A 19679-nucleotide genomic window follows, 5' to 3' on the forward strand; every position below is an offset into this window, starting at 1 on the left:
CGGGTTATCCTCTGGTGATAGTCATTTTTGACGAAAAACTGTCTTGTCGACACTTCTCGACACACGGGGGGTCAGGCCACGTTCGCTGAGGTATTTCCGTCCATCAGCTGCTTCAGGTTGACCGGGAGATCGTGTTCAACGGCGGTGTACAGGCCGTTATAAACCGGGGCGATTTTTTCCAGATAGTGCTCCAGTACCTGCTGGCGATCGCGGTTGCTGACGTGGCCGTCCACCATGCCGTCAGCCATCAGCTGCGCCTTTGCAATACACTGTTTTTCACCGTCTTTTGTCTCGAGGTGGTACTCGATGGTGTGGCTATTGAAGTTATCCGCCAGGGTGACGTTGATGATGAAATGGCCGAAGAGGACAAAGCGCATATCGCCCTGCGCCGCACAGCTCATCGCGTGGTGAAGACGCGCTTTCGACAAGGTAATGCCCTGAACCAGAGAGTTGCAGTAAAGGTGCCACTGGTCCTGTAACTGCTGATGACGCTGCGCGATATATTCCGCTTTTTCGCTGATTTCCCAAATAGTCATAAAAGGTATCCGTTTAATGGAGATAGCGGCTGTTAAGCAGATTCCATGCCAGTTTTTATGCTTATGATTTTTAATACATTTAATTAAAAATTCGCTGTCAACATCGCGGTGTCGACGTGTCATTTCGACAGCGGTGACATCGACACGCCTTAACAAAAATCAAGCTGGCACTGTTATTGCATTACCGGGGCAATTCATTGAGGAGGCGTCATGCACGAAATCACCCTCTGCCAGCGGGCTCTGGAACTTATCGAACAGCAGGCTGTGCAAAACCACGCGAAACGCGTCACCGGCGTCTGGCTGAAGGTCGGGGCGTTTTCCTGCGTCGAGACCAGCGCCCTGACCTTCTGTTTTGAGCTGGTGTGCCGCGGCACGCTGGCGGAAGGCTGCGAACTGCATATTGAGGAGCAGCAGGCGGAGTGCTGGTGCGAACAGTGTCAGCAGTACGTCACCCTGCTCTCATCAAAGGTACAGCGCTGTCCGCAGTGTCAGAGCACCGGGCTGCGCATCGTGGCGGATGACGGCATGCAGATCCAACGCCTCGAAATCGAGAAGGAGTAAAGTATGTGTAGTACCTGCGGTTGCGCCGAAGGCAACCTGTATATAGAAGGGGATGAGCACCGTCCCCACTCCGCGTTTCGCTCCGCGCCCTTTTCCCCTGCCCCGCGCCCTGCGGCAGCCCTGACCGGCATTACCTTTGCGCCGCAGCGTTCCGACGCGGGCGACCTGCATTACGGCCACGGCGAAGCGGGTACCCACGCGCCGGGCATGAGCCAGCGCCAGATGCTGGACGTGGAAATCAACGTGCTGGACAAAAATAACCAGATCGCCGCCCGCAACCGCGCCCGCTTTGCCACCCGCAAACAGCTGGCGCTGAACCTGGTCTCCAGCCCCGGTTCCGGCAAAACCACGCTGCTGACCGAAACGCTCAAACGCATCAACGGGCGCGTCTCCTGCGCGGTGATCGAGGGCGACCAGCAAACGGTAAACGACGCGGCGCGCATCCGCGAAACCGGCACCCCGGCAATTCAGGTTAACACCGGCAAAGGCTGCCATCTGGATGCGCAGATGATTGCCGACGCCGCCCCGCGCCTGCCGCTGGCGGATAACGGCATCCTGTTTATTGAAAACGTCGGCAACCTCGTCTGCCCGGCGAGCTTCGATCTGGGTGAACGACACAAGGTGGCGGTGCTTTCGGTGACCGAGGGCGAAGACAAGCCGCTGAAGTACCCGCATATGTTCGCCGCGGCATCCCTGATGCTGCTGAACAAAGTCGACCTGCTGCCGTACCTGAATTTCGACGTGGATAAGTGCCTGGCGTATGCCCGCGAAGTGAACCCGGAGATTGAGATCCTGCTGGTCTCCGCCACGCGCGGCGACGGCATGGACGGCTGGTTACGCTGGCTGGAGAACGAAAGATGTGCATAGGCGTACCGGGACAAATCCATTCCCTCAACGGTAATCAGGCCAAAGTCGAGGTTTGCGGCATCCTGCGCGACGTCGACCTGACGCTGGTGGGCAGCACCGATGAAACGGGCGCGTCGCGTCTCGGCCAGTGGGTGCTGGTCCACGTGGGGTTTGCCATGAGCGTGATTAACGAAGCGGAAGCCCGCGACACGCTGGATGCGTTGCAAAACATGTTCGACGTGGAGCCGGACGTCGGCGCGCTGCTGTACGGCGAGGAGCGGTAATCATGCGTTACGTTGATGAATACCGCGCGCCGGAGCAGGTGCTGCAGCTTATCGGACACCTCAAAACGCGCGCGGCGCGGCTGGACTACACCAAAGAAAGGCCGCTGCGGATCATGGAGGTGTGCGGCGGGCACACGCACGCGATCTTTAAATTTGGCCTCGACCAGCTGCTGCCGGAGAACATTGAGTTTATCCACGGCCCCGGCTGCCCGGTCTGCGTGCTGCCAATGGGCCGCATCGACAGCTGTATCGAGATTGCCAGCCGGCCCGACGTCATATTCTGCACCTTTGGCGACGCGATGCGTGTGCCGGGGAAAAACGGCTCGCTGCTGCAGGCGAAAGCGCGCGGGGCGGACATCCGGATCGTCTATTCGCCGATGGATGCCCTGACGCTGGCAGCGGATAACCCCGCGCGCAAGGTGGTATTTTTTGGCCTGGGGTTTGAAACCACCATGCCCGCGACGGCCATCACGCTGCAGCAGGCGAAAGCGCGCGGCGTCGATAACTTTTTCTTCTTCTGCCAGCACATTACGCTTATCCCTACCCTGCGCAGCCTGCTGGAAGCGCCAGGCAACGGCATTGACGCCTTTCTGGCACCGGGCCACGTCAGCATGGTGATTGGCACAGACGCCTACGGTTTTATCGCTGAACAGTACAATCGTCCGTTAGTGGTTGCTGGTTTCGAACCACTTGATCTACTGCAAGGTGTCACCATGCTGGTTGAGCAGAAAATAGCGGCCCTGAGCGCGGTCGAAAACCAGTACCGCCGCGTGGTGCCGGATGCCGGCAATGAACGGGCTCAGCGTGCCATTGCGGAGGTGTTCAGCGTCGAAGGCGACAGCGAGTGGCGAGGACTGGGGCTGATTGCCGAATCCGGCGTGCGCCTGACGCCAGCCTATCGCGCGTTCGATGCCGAAGCGCATTTCCGCCCGCAGCCGCAGCAGGTTTGCGACGATCCCCGGGCCCGCTGTGGCGAGGTGCTCACCGGCAAATGCAAACCGCATCAGTGCCCGTTATTTGGCAATACCTGTAACCCGCAAACGGCGTTTGGCGCGCTGATGGTCTCCTCCGAAGGGGCATGCGCCGCGTGGTATCAATATCGCAACCAGGAGTGTGAAGCATGAACACGGTGGAAATGGCGCACGGAAGCGGTGGACAGGCGATGCAGCAGTTGATTAACCGGCTGTTCATGGAGGCCTTTAACAACCCCTGGCTCGCCGAGCAGGAAGACCAGGCGCGCATTGACCTCGCCACCCTCACCGCCCAGGGCGACCGGCTGGCCTTCTCCACCGACAGCTATGTCATCGATCCGCTGTTCTTTCCCGGCGGCGATATCGGCAAGCTCGCCGTCTGCGGCACGGCCAACGACGTGGCCGTCAGCGGCGCCATTCCCCGCTACCTCTCCTGCGGATTCATCCTTGAAGAGGGTCTGCCGATGGAGACGCTCTCGGCGGTGGTGAACAGCATGGCACACACCGCGCGCGAGGCGGGTATCGCTATCGTCACCGGGGACACCAAAGTGGTCCAGCGCGGTGCGGCCGATAAGCTGTTTATCAACACCGCCGGAATGGGGGCTATCCCCGCCAACATTCACTGGGGCGCACAGCGGCTTAGCGCGGGCGACGTGCTGATGGTAACCGGCACGCTGGGCTGCCACGGAGCGACTATCCTTAACCTGCGCGAAGGCTTAGGGCTGGACGGTGAACTGCGCAGCGACTGCGCGGTGCTCACCCCGCTGATTCAGACGCTGTGTGCTATTCCCGGCGTGAAGGCCTTGCGCGATGCCACCCGCGGCGGGGTGAATGCGGTGGTTCACGAATTCGCCGCAAGCAGCGGGTGCGGAATTGAACTGACCGAGCGTGTCCTGCCTGTAAAAGCTGCCGTGCGCGGGCTGTGCGAACTATTGGGACTTGACCCACTGAACTTTGCTAACGAAGGCAAGCTGGTGATCGGCGTGGAACGCGCGGCGGCGGAAGCCGTTCTTGCAGAGCTGCGCGCGCATCCATTAGGGAAAGAGGCCGCCATCATCGGCGAAGTGGTTGAGCGCAAGGGGGTGCGCCTGACCGGACTTTACGGCGTGAAGCGCACGCTGGACCTGCCGCACGCGGAACCCTTACCCCGAATTTGCTAGAGCCGCGCCATAAGCGGTCAGCACTGAATGTCTCTTTTTTGCCAGTTTCTATTGGAAAGCAATAATGCCGTATACACCGATGAGCGATCTTGGACAGCAGGGCCTGTTTGATATCACGCGCACACTTTTACAGCAGCCCGATCTCGGCGCGCTGAGCGATGCCCTGACGCGGCTGGTCAGGCAATCAGCGCTGGCCGACAGCGCGGCGATTGTACTGTGGCATAGCGGAACGCACCGCGCGAGCTACTACTCAACGCGCGATAATGGCAAAACGTTTGAGTACGAAGACGAAACGTATCTCGCGCATGGCCCGGTGCGCCGTATTCTCTCCCGGCCTGAAGCGCTGCACTGCAACTTTGAGGAGTTCCGCACGGCGTGGCCGCGGCTCGCGGAGAGCAACCTCTACCAGCCGTTCGGCCACTACAGCATGCTGCCGCTCGCGGCGGAGGGACATATTTTTGGTGGCTGCGAGTTTATTCGCACGACCGACCAGCCCTGGAGCGAGGCGGAATACGAGCGTCTGCACACCTTTACCCAGATTGTGGCCGTCGTCGCGGAGCAGATCCAAAGCCGCGTGACCAATAACGTGGATTACGACCTGCTGAGCCGCGAGCGCGACAACTTCCGCATTCTGGTCGCCATCACCAACGCCGTGCTGTCGCGCCTTGATATGGACGAACTGGTCAGCGAAGTGTCGAAAGAGATCCACCACTATTTCAAAATCGATGCCATCAGCATCGCGCTGCGCGGCCATCGCAAGGGCAAGCTGAACATCTACTCCACGCATTATCTGGATGAAGCCAACCCGGCGCACGAGCAGAGCGAAGTGGACGAAGCGGGCACCCTGTCTGAGCGGGTATTTAAAAGCAAAGAGATCCTGCTGCTCAACCTGAGCGAGCAGGACCCGGTGGCACCGTACGAGCGGATGCTGTTTAACACCTGGGGCAACAAGATTCAGACCCTGTGCCTGCTTCCCCTGATGTCCGGCAGCACCATGCTGGGGGTGCTGAAGCTGGCGCAGTGTGATGAAGCCGTGTTTACCACCGCCAACCTGAAGCTGCTGCGCCAGATCGCCGAGCGTATCTCCATCGCGCTGGATAACGCCCTCGCCTATCAGGAGATCCACCGCCTGAAAGAGCGGCTGGTGGATGAGAACCTGGCCCTGACCGAACAGCTCAACAACGTGGACAGCGAGTTTGGTGAAATCATCGGGCGCAGCGACGCCATGTACAGCGTGCTCAAGCAGGTTGAGATGGTGGCGCAAAGCGACAGCACGGTGCTGATCCTTGGCGAAACCGGTACGGGTAAAGAGCTGATTGCCCGCGCCATCCACAACCTGAGCAACCGCAACAGCCGTCGGATGGTGAAGATGAACTGCGCGGCGATGCCCGCAGGCCTGCTGGAAAGCGACCTGTTCGGCCACGAGCGCGGTGCATTCACCGGGGCCAGCAGCCAGCGGCTGGGCCGTTTTGAGCTGGCGGACAAGAGCTCGCTGTTCCTCGACGAAGTGGGCGATATGCCGCTGGAGCTACAGCCGAAACTGCTGCGCGTCCTGCAGGAGCAGGAGTTTGAACGTCTTGGCAGCAACAAGCTTATCCAGACTGACGTGCGGCTGATTGCCGCCACCAACCGCGACCTGAAAAAAATGGTCGCCGACCGCGAGTTTCGCAGCGATCTCTACTATCGCCTGAACGTCTTCCCGATCTTCCTGCCGCCGCTGCGCGAGCGCCCGGAAGATATTCCCCTGCTGGTCAAAGCGTTTACCGCCAAGATCGCGCGTCGGATGGGGCGAAACATCGACAGCATTCCTGCCGAGACGTTACGTACCCTTTCATCAATGGAGTGGCCCGGCAACGTGCGCGAACTGGAAAACGTCATCGAGCGTGCGGTGCTGCTGACGCGCGGCAATGTGCTGCAGCTCTCCCTGCCTGAAGTGACGCTGCCTGACGTGACCGTGCCCGCCGCCGAGACAGCAAAAGAGGGAGAAGATGAATATCAGCTCATTATGCGCGTACTCAAAGAGACCAACGGCGTGGTTGCCGGGCCAAAAGGTGCCGCCCAGCGTTTAGGGTTAAAACGCACTACCCTGCTGTCGCGCATGAAGCGTCTCGGGATCGATAAAGAGAGCCTGGTTTAAGCCCCCAATCCGGCGGTGTTTTTCTGGCACCGCCTTTCGTTACCCTGCGCAATTGTCCCTCATTGACACAAAATCGTTTCCTCTGTATAAAATTCCGCCTTAATAATGAGTTTCATTTGCATCAATAATAATATTAATCAAGGGTAGCGTTTCATGAAGAAGGTCATCTGCGCGTTAGGCCTGGCGGTTGCGTCGGTCAGTTCTGCTCTGGCAACCACATATCCTCTGACGATTGAAAACTGTGGCTATAAAGAGACATTCACCAAAGCGCCGGAACGCGTCGTGGCTCTGGGTCAGAATACCGTCGAAATTCTGCTCCTGCTGGGGCTGGAAGATAAGGTGAAGGCCAGCGCCTTCTGGCCGACGAAAGTGCTGCCGCAGCTGGCGGAACAGAACGCAAAAATCAAAACCCTGACGGTCGAAATCCCTACCCTTGAATCCGTGCTTGCGCAAAATCCCGACTTTGTCCCCGCGCAGTCACCGCTGCTGCTGGGGCCAGAAAGCAAGGTCGCAAAACGCGACGATCTGATGACCCTGGGCGTGAACAGCTACGTGTCCCCGGGCATGTGTGCGACCAAAAAAGCCACCGGCGATATGTACGGCAGCCGCCAGAAACTGTGGGATATGACGTATCTCTATCAGGAGATTGAGGATTTCGCCAAAATCTTTAACGTTGAAGACCGCGGTCAGGCCGTGATTGCCGATTTCAAAAAACGTGAGGCTGACCTGCGCCAGGAATTCAGTAAAAACAAAAAAGATCTCTCCTTTGTTTTCTGGTTCTCAAGCGCCTCCCCTTCTGCGGACGCCTACGTAGGCGGTAAAAATAGCCCCTCCGGGTTTATCGCCAGCCTGATGGGCGGGCATAACGCCATCACCTCCGAGACCGAATGGCCAACCGTGGGCTGGGAAAGCATTATTGCCGCCAATCCGGATGTGATTGTGGTCTCCAGCCTGGATCGCAACCGCTGGGCGCTGGATAACGCGGAAGAGAAAATCAAATTCCTGAAAAGCGATCCGGCCGTCAGCCAGCTGGACGCGGTGAAAAAAGGCCATATCGTGGTGATGGACGGTCAGGCCATGAACCCGACAATTCGCACGATTTACGGGGCTGAGCAGGTTGGCGAACAGCTCAGAAAACTGGGGCTGAACTGATGACCACCGCTGTCCTTCAGGCCAGGCAGAGCCTGGTTCTGACGACCTCGTGTTTGCTCGCCTTTGTCCTGCTATTTCTGGTTATCGCGCTGAGCGTCAGCGTCGGCGAGCTGTCCATCCCGCTGGATAACGTGTTTTACGCCATCAGCAATAAAATGGGGCTCACCGATGTTCCGCTCACTCGCATCTATGAGAGCGTGATCTGGGACTTCCGCCTGAGCCGCGCGCTGGTGGCGGCCTGCTGCGGCGCAGGTCTGGCCATCTGCGGGGCCGTATTGCAGAGCCTGCTGAAGAACGCGCTGGCGGAACCCTACGTGCTCGGCGTGTCCGCGGGCGCATCGACCGGGGCGGTTTCTGTCGTCGTGTTGGGGATCGGCACCGGTGCGGTGTCGCTCTCTGCCGGGGCCTTTGCCGGGGCGTTCGCCGCGTTTGCGTTTGTCGCGTTTCTGACGAACGGGGCGCGCGGCGGGAATGAACGTACGATTCTGGCAGGCGTCGCCGCCTCGCAGCTTTTTAACGCCATTACCGCCTACACCATTAGCACCTCCGCCAGTGCCCAGCAGGCGCGCGACGTGATGTTCTGGCTGCTGGGCAGCTTCAGCGGCGTACGCTGGCCTGAATTCCAGCTGGCGCTGGTCGTGGTGCTGATTGGGTTAGCCGTGTGCCTCTACTATTCCCGGGCGCTGGATGCCTTTACGTTCGGTGATGACGCCGCGGCGTCGCTGGGCATTGCAGTCCCCTGGGTGCGCCTGGCGCTCTTTACCACCACCGCGCTGATTACCGCAACCATCGTCAGCATGGCGGGCTCAATCGGCTTTGTCGGGCTGGTGGTGCCGCACGTGATGCGTTTCCTGTTCGGGCCGCTGCACCGCACGCTGCTGATTGCCAGCGCGCTGGCAGGCGCGATCCTGATGGTGCTGGCAGACATAGCCTCGCGCATGCTGATTGCGCCGCAAAGCCTGCCCGTCGGCGTGGTCACCGCGCTGGTTGGCGTTCCGTTCTTTGCCGTGATTATCTACCGCTCAAGGAATAAGTGATGAGCATCTGCGCTGAAAATATTACCTGGAAGGTCGGCAAAAAAGTCATCGTTAATGACGTCTCGCTGAAGGTTTCCCGGGGCGAAACGGTAGGACTGCTTGGCCCTAACGGCTGCGGTAAATCGTCTCTTTTACGTATCCTCGCGGGGCTGCGTCGCCCGGATGCGGGCTGTGTGACGCTGGACGGCCAGGACATCTCTCGTATTGCCAAAAAGCAGCTGGCCCGCCGGGTCGCCTTCGTGGAGCAGCACGGCATGACTGACGCCAACATGCGCGTGCGCGACGTGGTCAAACTCGGGCGGATTCCGCACCACTCCGCCTTTTCCAACTGGAGCACGCACGATGACGAAACCGTCACCGCCGCTCTGCAGCGCGTGGATATGCTGGATAAAAGCGACCAGGGGTGGCTGAGCCTCTCCGGCGGTGAGCGCCAGCGCGTCCACATTGCCCGCGCGCTGGCCCAGACCCCGACGGAAATCCTGCTGGATGAACCAACAAACCACCTGGACATTCATCATCAGATGCAGCTGATGCAGTTGATCAGCGAATTACCGGTCACCAGCATTGTCGCTATCCACGATCTCAACCACGCCTCGATGTTCTGCGACTCGCTGATTGTGATGCAGAAAGGGCAAATTGTGGCGACGGGGACACCGCAGGACATCCTGTCCGAGTCGTTGCTCTGGGACGTCTTCCGGGTCAAAACCAAAATCGAGATCTCGCCGTTCCATGGCAAAAAACACATTCACTTTATCGTTTAGGGGCGAGTGACCAACGATGCCCCTACGCCCTGCCACCACGCTCTGGCCGCCCGTTTTACTGGGTAGCCAGTTTGTTTTTAACATCGGCTTTTACGCCGTTGTCCCCTTCCTGGCGATATTCCTGCGCGACGATATGCTGCTCTCCGGCGGGCTGATCGGGCTGATCCTCGGCCTGCGCACGTTCTCTCAGCAGGGGATGTTTATCGTCGGCGGCGCGCTCTCGGACCGGTTTGGCGCGAAAATCGTTATCCTGAGCGGGTGCATTATTCGCGTCGCGGGGTATCTGCTGCTGGCGCTTGGTGAATCGCTGTGGCCGATTATTCTGGGCGCGTGCCTGACGGGGGTGGGCGGCGCGCTGTTTTCTCCTTCTATTGAAGCATTGCTGGCGAAAGCGGGCACGCACAGCGAGGCGAAAGGTAAACGAAGCCGGGCGGAGTGGTTCGCGCTCTTTGCAGTCTGCGGGGAACTCGGTGCGGTACTGGGCCCGGTTGCCGGCGCCCTGCTCACCGGCCTGGGCTTTCGCCAGGTGGCGCTGGCGGGCGCTGGAGTCTTTCTCGTTGCGCTGGTGGTTCTCTACTTTTGCCTGCCCGCGTCACGCCACGCTGCGCGGACGCTGAAGCTCGTTCCCTGGTGGACGACCTTTCGCCAGCCCCGCTTTATCGCCTTTATCATTGCCTATAGCTCGTGGCTTTTGAGCTATAACCAGCTCTATCTGGCGCTGCCGGTAGAGATCCAGCGCGCCGGCGGTAACGAGAAAGATCTCGGCCCGCTTTTTATGCTGGCCTCTGTACTGATTGTTGCTTTACAGCTGCCGCTGGCGCGATTCGCCCGGCGCGTGGGCGCGGTGAGGATCCTGCCGGTGGGCTTTTTATTCCTCTCCGCCGCCTTTGCAAGCGTGGCAATGTTTGCGCCGACGGCACCGCCTGAGGGCTGGCTGCGCCTGCTGCCGTCGGTCTGTTTCGTGACGCTGTTGACGCTGGGACAGATGCTGCTGGTACCCTCAGCTAAGGACCTGGTCCCCCGGTTTGCCGAGGAGTCCACGCTGGGGGCGCACTACGGCGCACTCGCCACCGCCGGAGGCATTGCGGTACTGGCCGGAAATTTGCTGTTTGGCAGCCTGCTGGATCGCGCGCTGGTGCCCTCAACGCAGGCGATGCTCCCCTGGCTGCTGCTGGCCCTCTTCCCGCTCTGCAGCGCGCTGGCCCTTAACGTGATTTGCCGCCCGCTCAGAAGCTGAACCGGTCACTTTTTCGGACGATACTTTTCCGGCAGTTCCGGTACGGGACGACGGTCATCCATCAGATGGCGGACGGTCAGAATGGGGTGACGCCAGAGCATTCGCGGGCCTGCCCAGCGCATAATCTGCTTCATCTCTTCGCGTTTTGCAGGCTGGTAGCAGTGGACCGGACACTGTTTACAGGCGGGCTTTTCCTCCCCGAAAACGCATTTATCCAGACGCTTATCGGCATAGGCATTTAGCGCCTGATAGTGCCCCTCTTCCACAGCGGCCTGAGGACACTGCTTCTGATACAGCGCGATCATTTTCGCGATGGTCTCTTTTTCGCGTGAAATTCGTTTACCGGACATAGCGACTTACCGAACAATAAAGTGCAAAAATATTACACCTTTCAATGCGGGATTTCAGTTATTGCATGTCGTTTTCTGAAGCCTGATTCCAGTTTTAGCCCTGCAAGCCCCAACCATCACTGGTATTTTATACAGGCATCAGTAATGACTTTTATCCGTATTGTCGGGAGACCCTATGCAAGAACTCGCTATCAACAAACCCTATCGCCATTTAACAGTGGGATATTTCAGAAAGCGCCATGAAGACCGCAATACCAAGATACCGAAGCGCTACAGCGTGCATGCGGCACTGAGCTTAAAAGGTGACTGGCTTGAAAAGGCAGGGTTTACCACCCACTCCCGGGTGCGAGTGGGCGTAGAGCATGGAAAAATCGTCATTGAGCTCATGTCGGAAGATGCCTCGTAAAGCGGCGACATTTTTCTGCGCCGTACCTTTTTTTCATGCGACAATAGAAGGAACAAACGGCCACTGAGCCGCTCAAAACGGTTTATATTCAAAGAAATGGACATCATAACTCCATGAGCACACTCGACAATTTCGACGCACATACGCCGATGATGCAGCAGTATCTGAAGCTGAAGGCACAGCATCCGGAAATCCTGCTGTTCTATCGTATGGGCGATTTTTACGAGCTGTTTTATGACGATGCCAAACGCGCATCGCAGCTGCTCGACATCTCGCTGACCAAACGGGGCGCATCGGCTGGTGAACCCATTCCAATGGCCGGTATTCCGCACCACGCGGTAGAAAACTACCTGGCGAAACTGGTTAATCAGGGTGAGTCTGTTGCCATCTGTGAACAGATCGGCGACCCCGCGACCTCAAAAGGTCCGGTGGAACGCAAGGTCGTGCGCATCGTCACGCCGGGCACCATCAGCGATGAAGCCCTGCTTCAGGAGCGCCAGGATAACCTGCTGGCCGCGCTGTGGCAGGACAGCAAAGGCTTTGGCTACGCGACGCTGGACATCAGCTCCGGGCGTTTTCGTCTGAGTGAACCGGCCGACCGAGAAACAATGGCAGCCGAACTGCAGCGCACCAACCCGGCAGAACTGCTCTACGCCGAAGATTTCGCCGAAATGTCGCTGATTGAAGGCCGTCGCGGGCTGCGCCGCCGTCCGCTGTGGGAATTCGAAATTGATACCGCGCGCCAGCAGCTGAATCTGCAGTTCGGCACCCGCGATCTGATTGGCTTTGGCGTTGAAAATGCCCCGCGCGGGCTGTGCGCGGCTGGTTGCCTCCTGCAGTACGTAAAAGATACCCAGCGCACCGCCCTGCCGCACATTCGCTCTATTACCATGGAGCGCCAGCAGGACAGCATCATCATGGATGCCGCCACGCGCCGCAACCTGGAGATCACGCAGAACCTGGCGGGCGGCGTAGAAAATACGCTCGCGTCGGTCCTTGACAGTACGGTCACGCCGATGGGCAGCCGTATGCTGAAACGCTGGCTGCATATGCCGATTCGCGACACCGCTACGCTGGTTTGCCGTCAGCAGACGATTGCCGCCCTGCAGGATCGCTATACCGAGCTGCAGCCGGTCCTGCGTCAGGTGGGCGATCTGGAACGTATCCTGGCCCGTCTGGCGCTGCGCACGGCGCGACCGCGCGATCTGGCGCGGATGCGTCATGCTTTCCAGCAGCTGCCGGAACTGCGTGCGCAGCTGAGCGACGTTGACAGCGCGCCGGTAAAGAAACTCCGCGAAACCATGGGCGAATTTACCGAACTCCGCGAGCTGCTTGAACGCGCCATTATTGATGCGCCTCCGGTTCTCGTGCGTGATGGCGGCGTGATTGCCCCGGGCTACAACGAGGAGCTGGACGAATGGCGCGCGCTGGCCGACGGCGCGACGGACTACCTTGATAAGCTGGAAATCCGCGAGCGCGAGCGTCTTGGGCTCGACACCCTGAAAGTGGGGTATAACGCGGTTCACGGTTACTACATTCAAATCAGCCGCGGGCAGAGCCATCTGGCGCCGATTCACTACGTGCGCCGCCAGACGTTGAAAAACGCTGAACGCTACATCATTCCCGAGCTGAAAGAGTACGAGGACAAAGTTCTCACCTCGAAAGGGAAAGCGTTGGCGCTGGAAAAACAGCTCTATGAAGAGCTGTTTGACATGCTGATGCCGCACCTGGCCGACCTGCAGCTGAGCGCCAGCGCGCTGGCGGAATTGGACGTGCTGGTGAATCTGGCAGAGCGCGCGGAAACGCTGAACTACACCTGCCCGACCTTTACCGACAAGCCTGGCATTCGCATCACTGAAGGCCGTCACCCGGTGGTCGAGCGGGTGCTGAACGAACCGTTCATCGCCAACCCGCTGAGCCTGTCGCCGCAGCGAAGAATGCTGATCATTACCGGTCCGAACATGGGTGGTAAGAGTACCTATATGCGTCAGACGGCGCTGATTGCCCTGCTTGCCTATATCGGCAGCTACGTTCCGGCGCAAAACGTGGAGATTGGCCCCATCGACCGTATCTTTACCCGCGTCGGGGCTGCGGACGATCTGGCGAGCGGTCGCTCAACCTTCATGGTCGAAATGACTGAAACGGCTAACATTCTGCATAACGCGACGGAGCACAGCCTGGTGCTGATGGACGAAGTCGGACGCGGAACGTCAACCTACGATGGTCTGTCGCTGGCCTGGGCCTGTGCGGAAAGCCTCGCGAATAAAATCAAGGCCATGACGCTGTTCGCCACCCACTACTTCGAGCTGACGCAGTTGCCGGAGAAAATGGAAGGCGTGGCTAACGTCCACCTTGATGCACTGGAGCATGGCGACACCATCGCCTTTATGCACACGGTGCAGGATGGCGCGGCAAGCAAGAGCTATGGTCTGGCCGTTGCGGCGCTGGCCGGTGTACCGAAAGAGGTGATCAAGCGCGCGCGTCAGAAACTGCGTGAGCTGGAAAGCCTGTCACCGAATGCGGCGGCGACGCAGATCGATGGTACGCAGATGTCGCTGCTGGTGCCAGCGGAAGAGACATCGCCTGCAGTGGAAGCGCTGGAGAATCTCGATCCTGATTCCCTGACGCCGCGTCAGGCGCTGGAGTGGATTTATCGGTTGAAGAGTCTGGTTTAGTTTTCTGCGGTCTGTTTTGTCGGGTGGCGGCTTCGCCTTACCCGACCTACAAAACCGTAGGCCCGGTAAGCGCAGCGCCACCGGGCAAAAGGCCGCACAATATTATCGCCCGGTAAGCGCAGCGCCACCGGGCTTTTTTTTAGAGCAGCGGCGGGATTGTCGGCACCTGCGGCGCCTCGTCAATATCCTTCTGCGTCATGCGGAACGCTTCCGGATAATGCTCGCGGCTGGTACGGCGCAGCGGTTCGGTATCGCGCCAGGTATACAGACAATGCTGGCACTGGTAAACGGTCCAGACCCCTTTCACCGGTGACGTCGCCATCACTTCAATATGCTCATCGGCACAACGTGGACAAATCATCTTTTCCTCCTTATTGGCGTGCAGCCAGCATCGCGGTCAGTTTTTCAGCCCAGGCTTTGGTTTCAGGCAGATCCTGAACCGGCTGGCTATAGTGGCCCCGGGTGTCCGGTGCGACAGGCGTGGTCGCATCAATAATCAGTTTGTCAGTAATGCCCGCCGGACTGGATCCCGGATCGAGTTCAAGCACCGACATGTTCGGCAGCTGCACCAGATCGCCTGCCGGGTTGACCTTCGATGACAGCGCCCACATCACCTGCGGAAGGTTGAACGGGTCGACATCCTCATCCACCATGATCACCATCTTCACGTAGCCCAGGCCGTGCGGCGTGGTCATGGCGCGCAAGCCAACCGCGCGGGCGAAGCCGCCGTAACGCTTTTTGGTGGAGATGATCGCCAGCAGACCGTGGGTGTACATCGCGTTTACCGCCTGCACTTCCGGGAACTCCGCTTTCAGCTGCTGGTAGAGCGGCACGCAGGTGGCTGGCCCCATCAGATAATCAATCTCGGTCCACGGCATGCCGAGGTAAAGGGATTCGAAAATCGGTTTGGTGCGGTAAGAAACTTTGTCGATACGGACAACCGTCATGTTACGGCCACCGGAGTAGTGCCCGGTAAACTCGCCGAACGGCCCTTCAATTTCGCGCTTACGGCCTTCAATCACCCCTTCCAGGATCACTTCAGAACCCCACGGCACGTCAAAGCCGGTCAGCGGCGCGGTGGCAATCGGGTACGGGCTTTCACGGAGCGCACCGGCCATTTCATATTCCGACTGATCGTATTTCAGCGGCGTCGCGCCCATCAGGGTGATGATCGGGTCGTTGCCCAGCGTAATCGCAATCGGCAGGTCTTCGCCGCGTTCTTCCGCTTTGTGCAGATGCAGAGCGATATCGTGCATCGGCACCGGCTGCAGGCCGAGCTTGCGCTTGCCCTTCACTTCCATGCGGTAGATGCCAACGTTCTGCTTGCCGAAGTTATCCGGGTCGAGCGGATCGCGCGAGACAACGCACGCTTTGTCGAGATAAAAACCACCGTCCCCGTCGTTCAGGCGGAACAGCGGCAGGATGTCGAACAGGTTAATGTCTTCACCGTCCACCGTATTCTGCGCCCAGGCCGGGTTGGCGCGGCGCTCTGGCGCAATCGGGAATTTATCCCAGCGGCGTATAAACTCGTCGATCTGCTTTTTCACCGGCGTGTTCGCAGGCAGCCCCATCGAAATAGCGTGATTTTGCCAGGAGCCGATGGTGTTCATCACCACGCGGGCATCGGTAAAGCCGCGAATATTGTCGAACCACAGCGCGGGCGCGCCGTCACCGATGCGGCCGGTCGCGTTGGCTGCCGCCGCCAGAACCGGCTCGGCGTTTACCTCTTCCTCAATTTTCAGCAGTTGCCCTTGCTCATCGAGCGCCGACAGGAAGCTTCTCAGATCATCAAATGCCATCTTTATTCTCCTGTGAAAAATGTTTCGCCTCCCGCAACCCGTTCCAGCGACGCGCCTTTTTATGCTCCAGGCCAAACTGGTCGAGCACGCGGGTCACAATATGCTGGGTAATGTCATCGGCGGTTTGCGGGTGGTTGTAATACGCAGGCATGGGCGGCACTATCGCCACGCCCATGCGGGAGAGCGCCAGCATGTTCTCCAGATGAATGGTGCTGAGCGGCGTTTCACGGGGCACCAGCACCAGCTTGCGCCCCTCTTTCAGCACCACATCCGCCGCACGGCCCACCAGCCCTTCGGCATAGCCCGCGCGGATCCCGGCCAGCGTTTTCATGCTGCAGGGAATGACGATCATGCCGTCGGTACGAAACGAGCCGGAGGAGATGGTGGCGGCCTGGTCAGCCGGGCTGTGGATGACGTCAGCCAGGGCAGCAACGTCCTGGGCGGTGTAAGGCGTTTCCAGCTCAATGGTGGTTTTTGCCCACTTCGACATCACCAGATGCGTCTCTACTTCCGGCATTTCCCGCAGCGCCTGCAGCAGCGCCACGCCCAGCGGAGCACCCGTCGCCCCCGTCATTCCCACGATCAATCTCATTCATCACCTCAATCAATTTGTTCGTGTACGAACATTAGAGGTAAACTACTCCCGGATTGTTTTTCTGACAAGATTGTTCGTACACGATCACACAAAATGCTAAAAAATGCCGCATTATCATCCTGGACTTTAGCGGCTATCATAGGGGGTGATTTTTTCTGTCGGAGTGTTCATGGAACTAAGACAAGAGGCGTTCCACCTGTTACGTCAGCTTTTTCAACAGCATACCGCGAAGTGGCAACATGCCCTGCCGGAACTGACCAAGCCGCAGTATGCGGTGATGCGCTCGATTGCCGAGCATCCGGGCATTGAACAGGTGGCATTGACTGAAGTCGCGGTCAGCACGAAAGCGACCCTGGCGGAAATGCTGAGCCGCATGGAGGCGCGCGGGCTGGTCAAACGCGAGCACGACCCTGCGGATAAGCGCCGTCGCTTTGTCTTCCTCACGCCAGAAGGTGAGGCCCTGCTTGCAGACTGTAAGCCGGTAGGCAATGAGGTTGATGAGGCCTTTTTAGGACGCCTTAACAAGGCCGAGCGGGAGCAGTTCTCTGCGCTCATCAAAAAGATGATGCACGATTAACTCACGCTGGTGCGCATAAAATCGATAAAGGTGCGCACTTTTGCGGGCACATGCCGGGCATCAGGATAGACCGCATAGATCCCCTGCCGCGCAAAGGTATACTCCGGTAAAATCGTCACCAGCGTTCCCGCATCAAGCGCATCGCGCACCAGCCATTCCGGCAGTAACGCCACCCCACCGCCTGCGAGCGCAAAAGCCATAAGGGCCTGAGCGCTGTCGGCAAACAAACGCGGCGCCTTTTTTATCTCCAGCATGTCAGGCGCACCGCGGGCATCTTTCACCTGCCAGCGCAGCGGCGAGGCTAAGCGCTCGTGGATAATCCAGTCGGCCTGCGCCAGCTGTGCAAGCGATTCGATCGGGTTTCTCGCAAGCCACTCGGGCGTCGCGACGGGGAGAATAGAAAAGTGAGAAATCAGTGCGGCGTGGTTGCGCGAATCAACAAGCGTCCCCAGCCGGATGGCCACGTCAAAGCGCTCCGAGATAAGGTCTGCGTGCAGTGACGACGAAACATGTCGGACGCGAAGATCTGTGTGTTGCTGGCTAAACCTGGCCAGCAGCGGCACCACGACCCGCGAACCATACTCAGGCGTGGTGGTGATCCGCAATTCCCCCGTGAGTCCTGCATGATTCGCGCGAACGTCATCCTGCAGCCGTTCCGCGTCCTTCAGAAGCGCCACGCTGCGCTGATGAAAAAGCGCTCCCGCCTCGGTTAGCGTCAGGCGGCGGGTGGAGCGCAGCAGCAGCGTCACCCCCAGCTCGGCTTCGAGCTGGCGAATATTGAAGCTGACCACCGCTTTTGTCAGCCCCATCGCCTCGGCGGCGGCCGTAAAACTGCCGGTGTCGGCCACCGCGATAAACATCTGCGTCCGCTGCAGGTTAATCATCATCTCGCCCTTTACTGTCAAAATATTTTTGACAGTATATCGCGCTTTGTCAGGTTTATCCGTGATGCCCGAGCCGATACGATACGCCACCTCACCGGAGGATCCACCATGACGTATCGCAGCCAAGTTGCCGTTGTCTATCTGCTGGGCTTTTTTCTTGATTTGATCAACATGTTTATTGCCAGCGTCGCCTTTCCGGCGATGGCTCACGCCTTTAACACCACGCCTTCTGCCCTTGCCTGGGTCAGTAACGGTTACATTGCCGGCCTGACGCTGGCGATCCCGTTCAGCAGCCTGCTCTCGCGCCGCATCGGGCCAAAGCGCGTCATCCTGCTTTCGCTTTTTCTGTTCAGCGCAGCCTCCGCAGCGGCGGGCCTGTCTGCAACGCTGGAAAGTCTGATCGCCTGGCGAGTGCTTCAGGGCGTGGGAGGAGGCTTACTGATCCCCGTCGGACAGGCGCTGACCTGGCAACAGTATAAGCCTCACGAGCGTGCCAGACTCTCCTCGGCGGTGATGCTGGTCGCGCTGCTTGCCCCGGCCTGCTCCCCGGCTATCGGGGGACTGCTGGTACAGACGCTAAGCTGGCGATGGATCTTTTTCGCCACGCTACCGGTCGCTATCGTGACCTTTGTTCTGGCCTGCCTGTGGCTTAAACACGAAAAACCCACGATGAACGCGGCCAGACTGCTAAACCTGTCATTGCTCGCGGACCCGCTTTTGCGTTTTTCCATGCTTGTGTATATCTGCGTACCCGGCGTATTTATTGGGGTGAACGTCACGGGCATGTTTTATCTTCAGAACGTGGCGAACATGAGCCCAGCCGCTACGGGCATGCTCATGCTGCCGTGGTCCGTGGCATCGTTTATCGCCATCACGGCGACGGGACGTTATTTTAACCGTATCGGCCCCCGACCCCTGATCGTCATCGGCTGCCTGCTGCAGGCGACGGGCATTCTGCTTTTGATTGACGTCAGTTCGGCTACGCTGTTGCCTGCCGTCGCGTTTGCCCTGATGGGCGCCGGGGGAAGCCTGTGCAGCAGCACGGCTCAGAGCAGCGCGTTTCTGACAACGCGCCGGGACGAGATGCCGGATGCCAGCGCGCTGTGGAATCTCAATCGTCAATTGAGCTTTTTTGCCGGTGCCCTGCTGCTGGCGCAGGTGCTGAACCTGGCGCAGGCGTGGCTGACGCCACACGCCGCCTGGCACGGGATGTTTATTTTTGCCGCAGGCATGACCTTGCTGCCTGTACCGTACGTTTTTCGTCTTAACAATACGCAGGTGCTAAACCCGCTGCGACAGGAGAATTCATGACGCCTTTCGAACACGACATTATCGACCTCCACATTGCGCTTGAAGCATGGTTAGGCAAAGGTGAAGGCGAGGCCGACGCCCTGCTCGCCCGTTTCCGTCCCGATTTTCTGATGATCCCGCCGGGCGGTGTGCAGGTCGACTATAACGGCCTGGCCAGTTTTCTGGAAAAACAGCGCGGAAGCCGTCCCGGGCTGAACATCGTCATTGACGAGTTAACCACGATCCAGAGCGGCGAACGGGGTGCAGTGCTTCACTACCGGGAGACGCAAACCCGGCCAGACCTGCCCGTTAACGTGCGCTGGTCAACCGCGGTGCTTAATCAGGAAGGTGACAAAATAACCTGGCGTCTGCTGCACGAGACGGCGACGCAGCCGTAACACAAAAGAAAAAGGCCCGTCTC

21 protein-coding genes are annotated in these 19679 nt (G+C 59.0%); 15 read left to right on the forward strand and 6 right to left on the reverse strand.

All coding sequences use genetic code 11. From position 1 onward, the window contains the following. Positions 1-71 precede the first annotated feature (71 nt). Complete coding sequence (hycA, locus tag ACHH0Z_RS09365) at positions 72-536, reverse strand: formate hydrogenlyase regulator HycA (protein ID WP_023294428.1); 465 nt, start codon at positions 534-536, stop codon at positions 72-74. 210 nt (positions 537-746) lie between these two features. On the opposite strand from hycA, the gene hypA reads away from it, so the two are divergent. The 10 genes from hypA (at position 747) to ACHH0Z_RS09415 (ending at position 10682) form a co-directional block, all read left to right on the forward strand. Next, entirely contained in the window at positions 747-1097 is a 351-nt protein-coding gene (hypA, locus tag ACHH0Z_RS09370) for a hydrogenase maturation nickel metallochaperone HypA (RefSeq protein ID WP_008499580.1), read from the forward strand. Between the two features lie 3 nt (positions 1098-1100). After that, positions 1101-1964, forward strand: a complete 864-nt coding sequence (hypB, locus tag ACHH0Z_RS09375) for a hydrogenase nickel incorporation protein HypB (RefSeq protein ID WP_045408559.1) — start codon at positions 1101-1103, stop codon at positions 1962-1964. Beyond that, positions 1955-2227 carry a HypC/HybG/HupF family hydrogenase formation chaperone gene (locus ACHH0Z_RS09380; protein ID WP_008499582.1) on the forward strand — a complete coding sequence of 91 codons (273 nt, stop codon included), beginning with the start codon at positions 1955-1957 and terminating at the stop codon, positions 2225-2227. The genes hypB and ACHH0Z_RS09380 overlap by 10 nt, the downstream gene beginning before the upstream one ends. 2 nt (positions 2228-2229) lie before the next feature. After that, positions 2230-3351 (forward strand): hydrogenase formation protein HypD, encoded by a 1122-nt coding sequence (gene hypD, locus ACHH0Z_RS09385; protein WP_025912389.1) that lies wholly within the window; start codon positions 2230-2232, stop codon positions 3349-3351. Then, positions 3348-4358, forward strand: a complete 1011-nt coding sequence (gene hypE / locus ACHH0Z_RS09390) for a hydrogenase expression/formation protein HypE (protein ID WP_045408557.1) — start codon at positions 3348-3350, stop codon at positions 4356-4358. The genes hypD and hypE overlap by 4 nt, the downstream gene beginning before the upstream one ends. A 64-nt stretch (positions 4359-4422) precedes the next feature. Next, on the forward strand, positions 4423-6495 hold the full coding sequence (gene flhA / locus ACHH0Z_RS09395) for a formate hydrogenlyase transcriptional activator FlhA (protein ID WP_045408555.1): 2073 nt from the start codon (positions 4423-4425) through the stop codon (positions 6493-6495). A gap of 153 nt (positions 6496-6648) precedes the next feature. After that, positions 6649-7647, forward strand: a complete 999-nt coding sequence (locus ACHH0Z_RS09400) for an ABC transporter substrate-binding protein (RefSeq protein ID WP_045408553.1) — start codon at positions 6649-6651, stop codon at positions 7645-7647. Then, complete coding sequence (locus ACHH0Z_RS09405) at positions 7647-8684, forward strand: iron ABC transporter permease (protein ID WP_008499587.1); 1038 nt, start codon at positions 7647-7649, stop codon at positions 8682-8684. Before ACHH0Z_RS09400 ends, ACHH0Z_RS09405 begins: the two co-directional genes overlap by 1 nt. Then, positions 8684-9445, forward strand: coding sequence for an ABC transporter ATP-binding protein (locus tag ACHH0Z_RS09410; protein ID WP_008499588.1), 762 nt, complete (start codon positions 8684-8686; stop codon positions 9443-9445). Before ACHH0Z_RS09405 ends, ACHH0Z_RS09410 begins: the two co-directional genes overlap by 1 nt. Before the next feature lie 16 nt (positions 9446-9461). After that, positions 9462-10682, forward strand: coding sequence for an MFS transporter (locus ACHH0Z_RS09415; protein WP_045408551.1), 1221 nt, complete (start codon positions 9462-9464; stop codon positions 10680-10682). 5 nt (positions 10683-10687) lie between these two features. Here the strand turns inward: ACHH0Z_RS09415 and ACHH0Z_RS09420 are convergent, their stop codons facing one another. Further along, positions 10688-11032 (reverse strand): nitrous oxide-stimulated promoter family protein, encoded by a 345-nt coding sequence (locus tag ACHH0Z_RS09420; RefSeq protein ID WP_045408548.1) that lies wholly within the window; start codon positions 11030-11032, stop codon positions 10688-10690. 175 nt (positions 11033-11207) lie between these two features. Here ACHH0Z_RS09420 and ACHH0Z_RS09425 point away from each other — a divergent pair, with 175 nt between their 5' ends. After that, positions 11208-11438, forward strand: coding sequence for a SymE family type I addiction module toxin (locus tag ACHH0Z_RS09425; RefSeq protein ID WP_008499591.1), 231 nt, complete (start codon positions 11208-11210; stop codon positions 11436-11438). 113 nt (positions 11439-11551) lie between these two features. Then, a complete protein-coding gene (gene mutS, locus ACHH0Z_RS09430) occupies positions 11552-14113 on the forward strand; it encodes a DNA mismatch repair protein MutS (protein WP_045408546.1) in 2562 nt (853 codons plus the stop codon). A 139-nt stretch (positions 14114-14252) separates the two neighbouring features. Here mutS and ACHH0Z_RS09435 read toward each other — a convergent pair whose 3' ends face one another. From ACHH0Z_RS09435 to ACHH0Z_RS09445, 3 genes are read right to left on the reverse strand one after another with little or no spacing between them, the layout of a single operon-like run. Further along, the gene (locus ACHH0Z_RS09435) at positions 14253-14474 is read right to left on the reverse strand and encodes a non-oxidative hydroxyarylic acid decarboxylases subunit D (protein WP_003862116.1); all 222 of its coding nucleotides are present in this window, start codon (positions 14472-14474) and stop codon (positions 14253-14255) included. 10 nt (positions 14475-14484) lie between these two features. Continuing rightward, on the reverse strand, positions 14485-15912 hold the full coding sequence (locus tag ACHH0Z_RS09440) for a non-oxidative hydroxyarylic acid decarboxylases subunit C (protein ID WP_395149528.1): 1428 nt from the start codon (positions 15910-15912) through the stop codon (positions 14485-14487). Then, positions 15902-16504 carry a non-oxidative hydroxyarylic acid decarboxylases subunit B gene (locus ACHH0Z_RS09445; RefSeq protein ID WP_045408541.1) on the reverse strand — a complete coding sequence of 201 codons (603 nt, stop codon included), beginning with the start codon at positions 16502-16504 and terminating at the stop codon, positions 15902-15904. The genes ACHH0Z_RS09440 and ACHH0Z_RS09445 overlap by 11 nt, the downstream gene beginning before the upstream one ends. 172 nt (positions 16505-16676) lie before the next feature. Between ACHH0Z_RS09445 and ACHH0Z_RS09450 the strand changes: the two genes are divergently transcribed. Beyond that, positions 16677-17084 carry a MarR family winged helix-turn-helix transcriptional regulator gene (locus tag ACHH0Z_RS09450; protein ID WP_008499596.1) on the forward strand — a complete coding sequence of 136 codons (408 nt, stop codon included), beginning with the start codon at positions 16677-16679 and terminating at the stop codon, positions 17082-17084. Here ACHH0Z_RS09450 and ACHH0Z_RS09455 read toward each other — a convergent pair. Then, complete coding sequence (locus tag ACHH0Z_RS09455) at positions 17081-17968, reverse strand: LysR family transcriptional regulator (RefSeq protein ID WP_045408589.1); 888 nt, start codon at positions 17966-17968, stop codon at positions 17081-17083. The two genes, ACHH0Z_RS09450 and ACHH0Z_RS09455, sit on opposite strands and share 4 nt — an antisense overlap. 108 nt (positions 17969-18076) lie before the next feature. On the opposite strand from ACHH0Z_RS09455, the gene ACHH0Z_RS09460 reads away from it, so the two are divergent. Together ACHH0Z_RS09460 and ACHH0Z_RS09465 are read left to right on the forward strand one after the other, a co-directional pair. After that, positions 18077-19279 (forward strand): MFS transporter, encoded by a 1203-nt coding sequence (locus ACHH0Z_RS09460; protein ID WP_045408538.1) that lies wholly within the window; start codon positions 18077-18079, stop codon positions 19277-19279. Next, complete coding sequence (locus tag ACHH0Z_RS09465) at positions 19276-19656, forward strand: DUF4440 domain-containing protein (protein ID WP_045408535.1); 381 nt, start codon at positions 19276-19278, stop codon at positions 19654-19656. The genes ACHH0Z_RS09460 and ACHH0Z_RS09465 overlap by 4 nt, the downstream gene beginning before the upstream one ends. Positions 19657-19679: the final 23 nt, after the last annotated feature.

This window comes from Enterobacter cloacae complex sp. 2024EL-00227, from assembly GCF_043945315.1.
In the GTDB taxonomy this organism is placed as follows: Bacteria; Pseudomonadota; Gammaproteobacteria; order Enterobacterales; family Enterobacteriaceae; genus Enterobacter; species Enterobacter roggenkampii.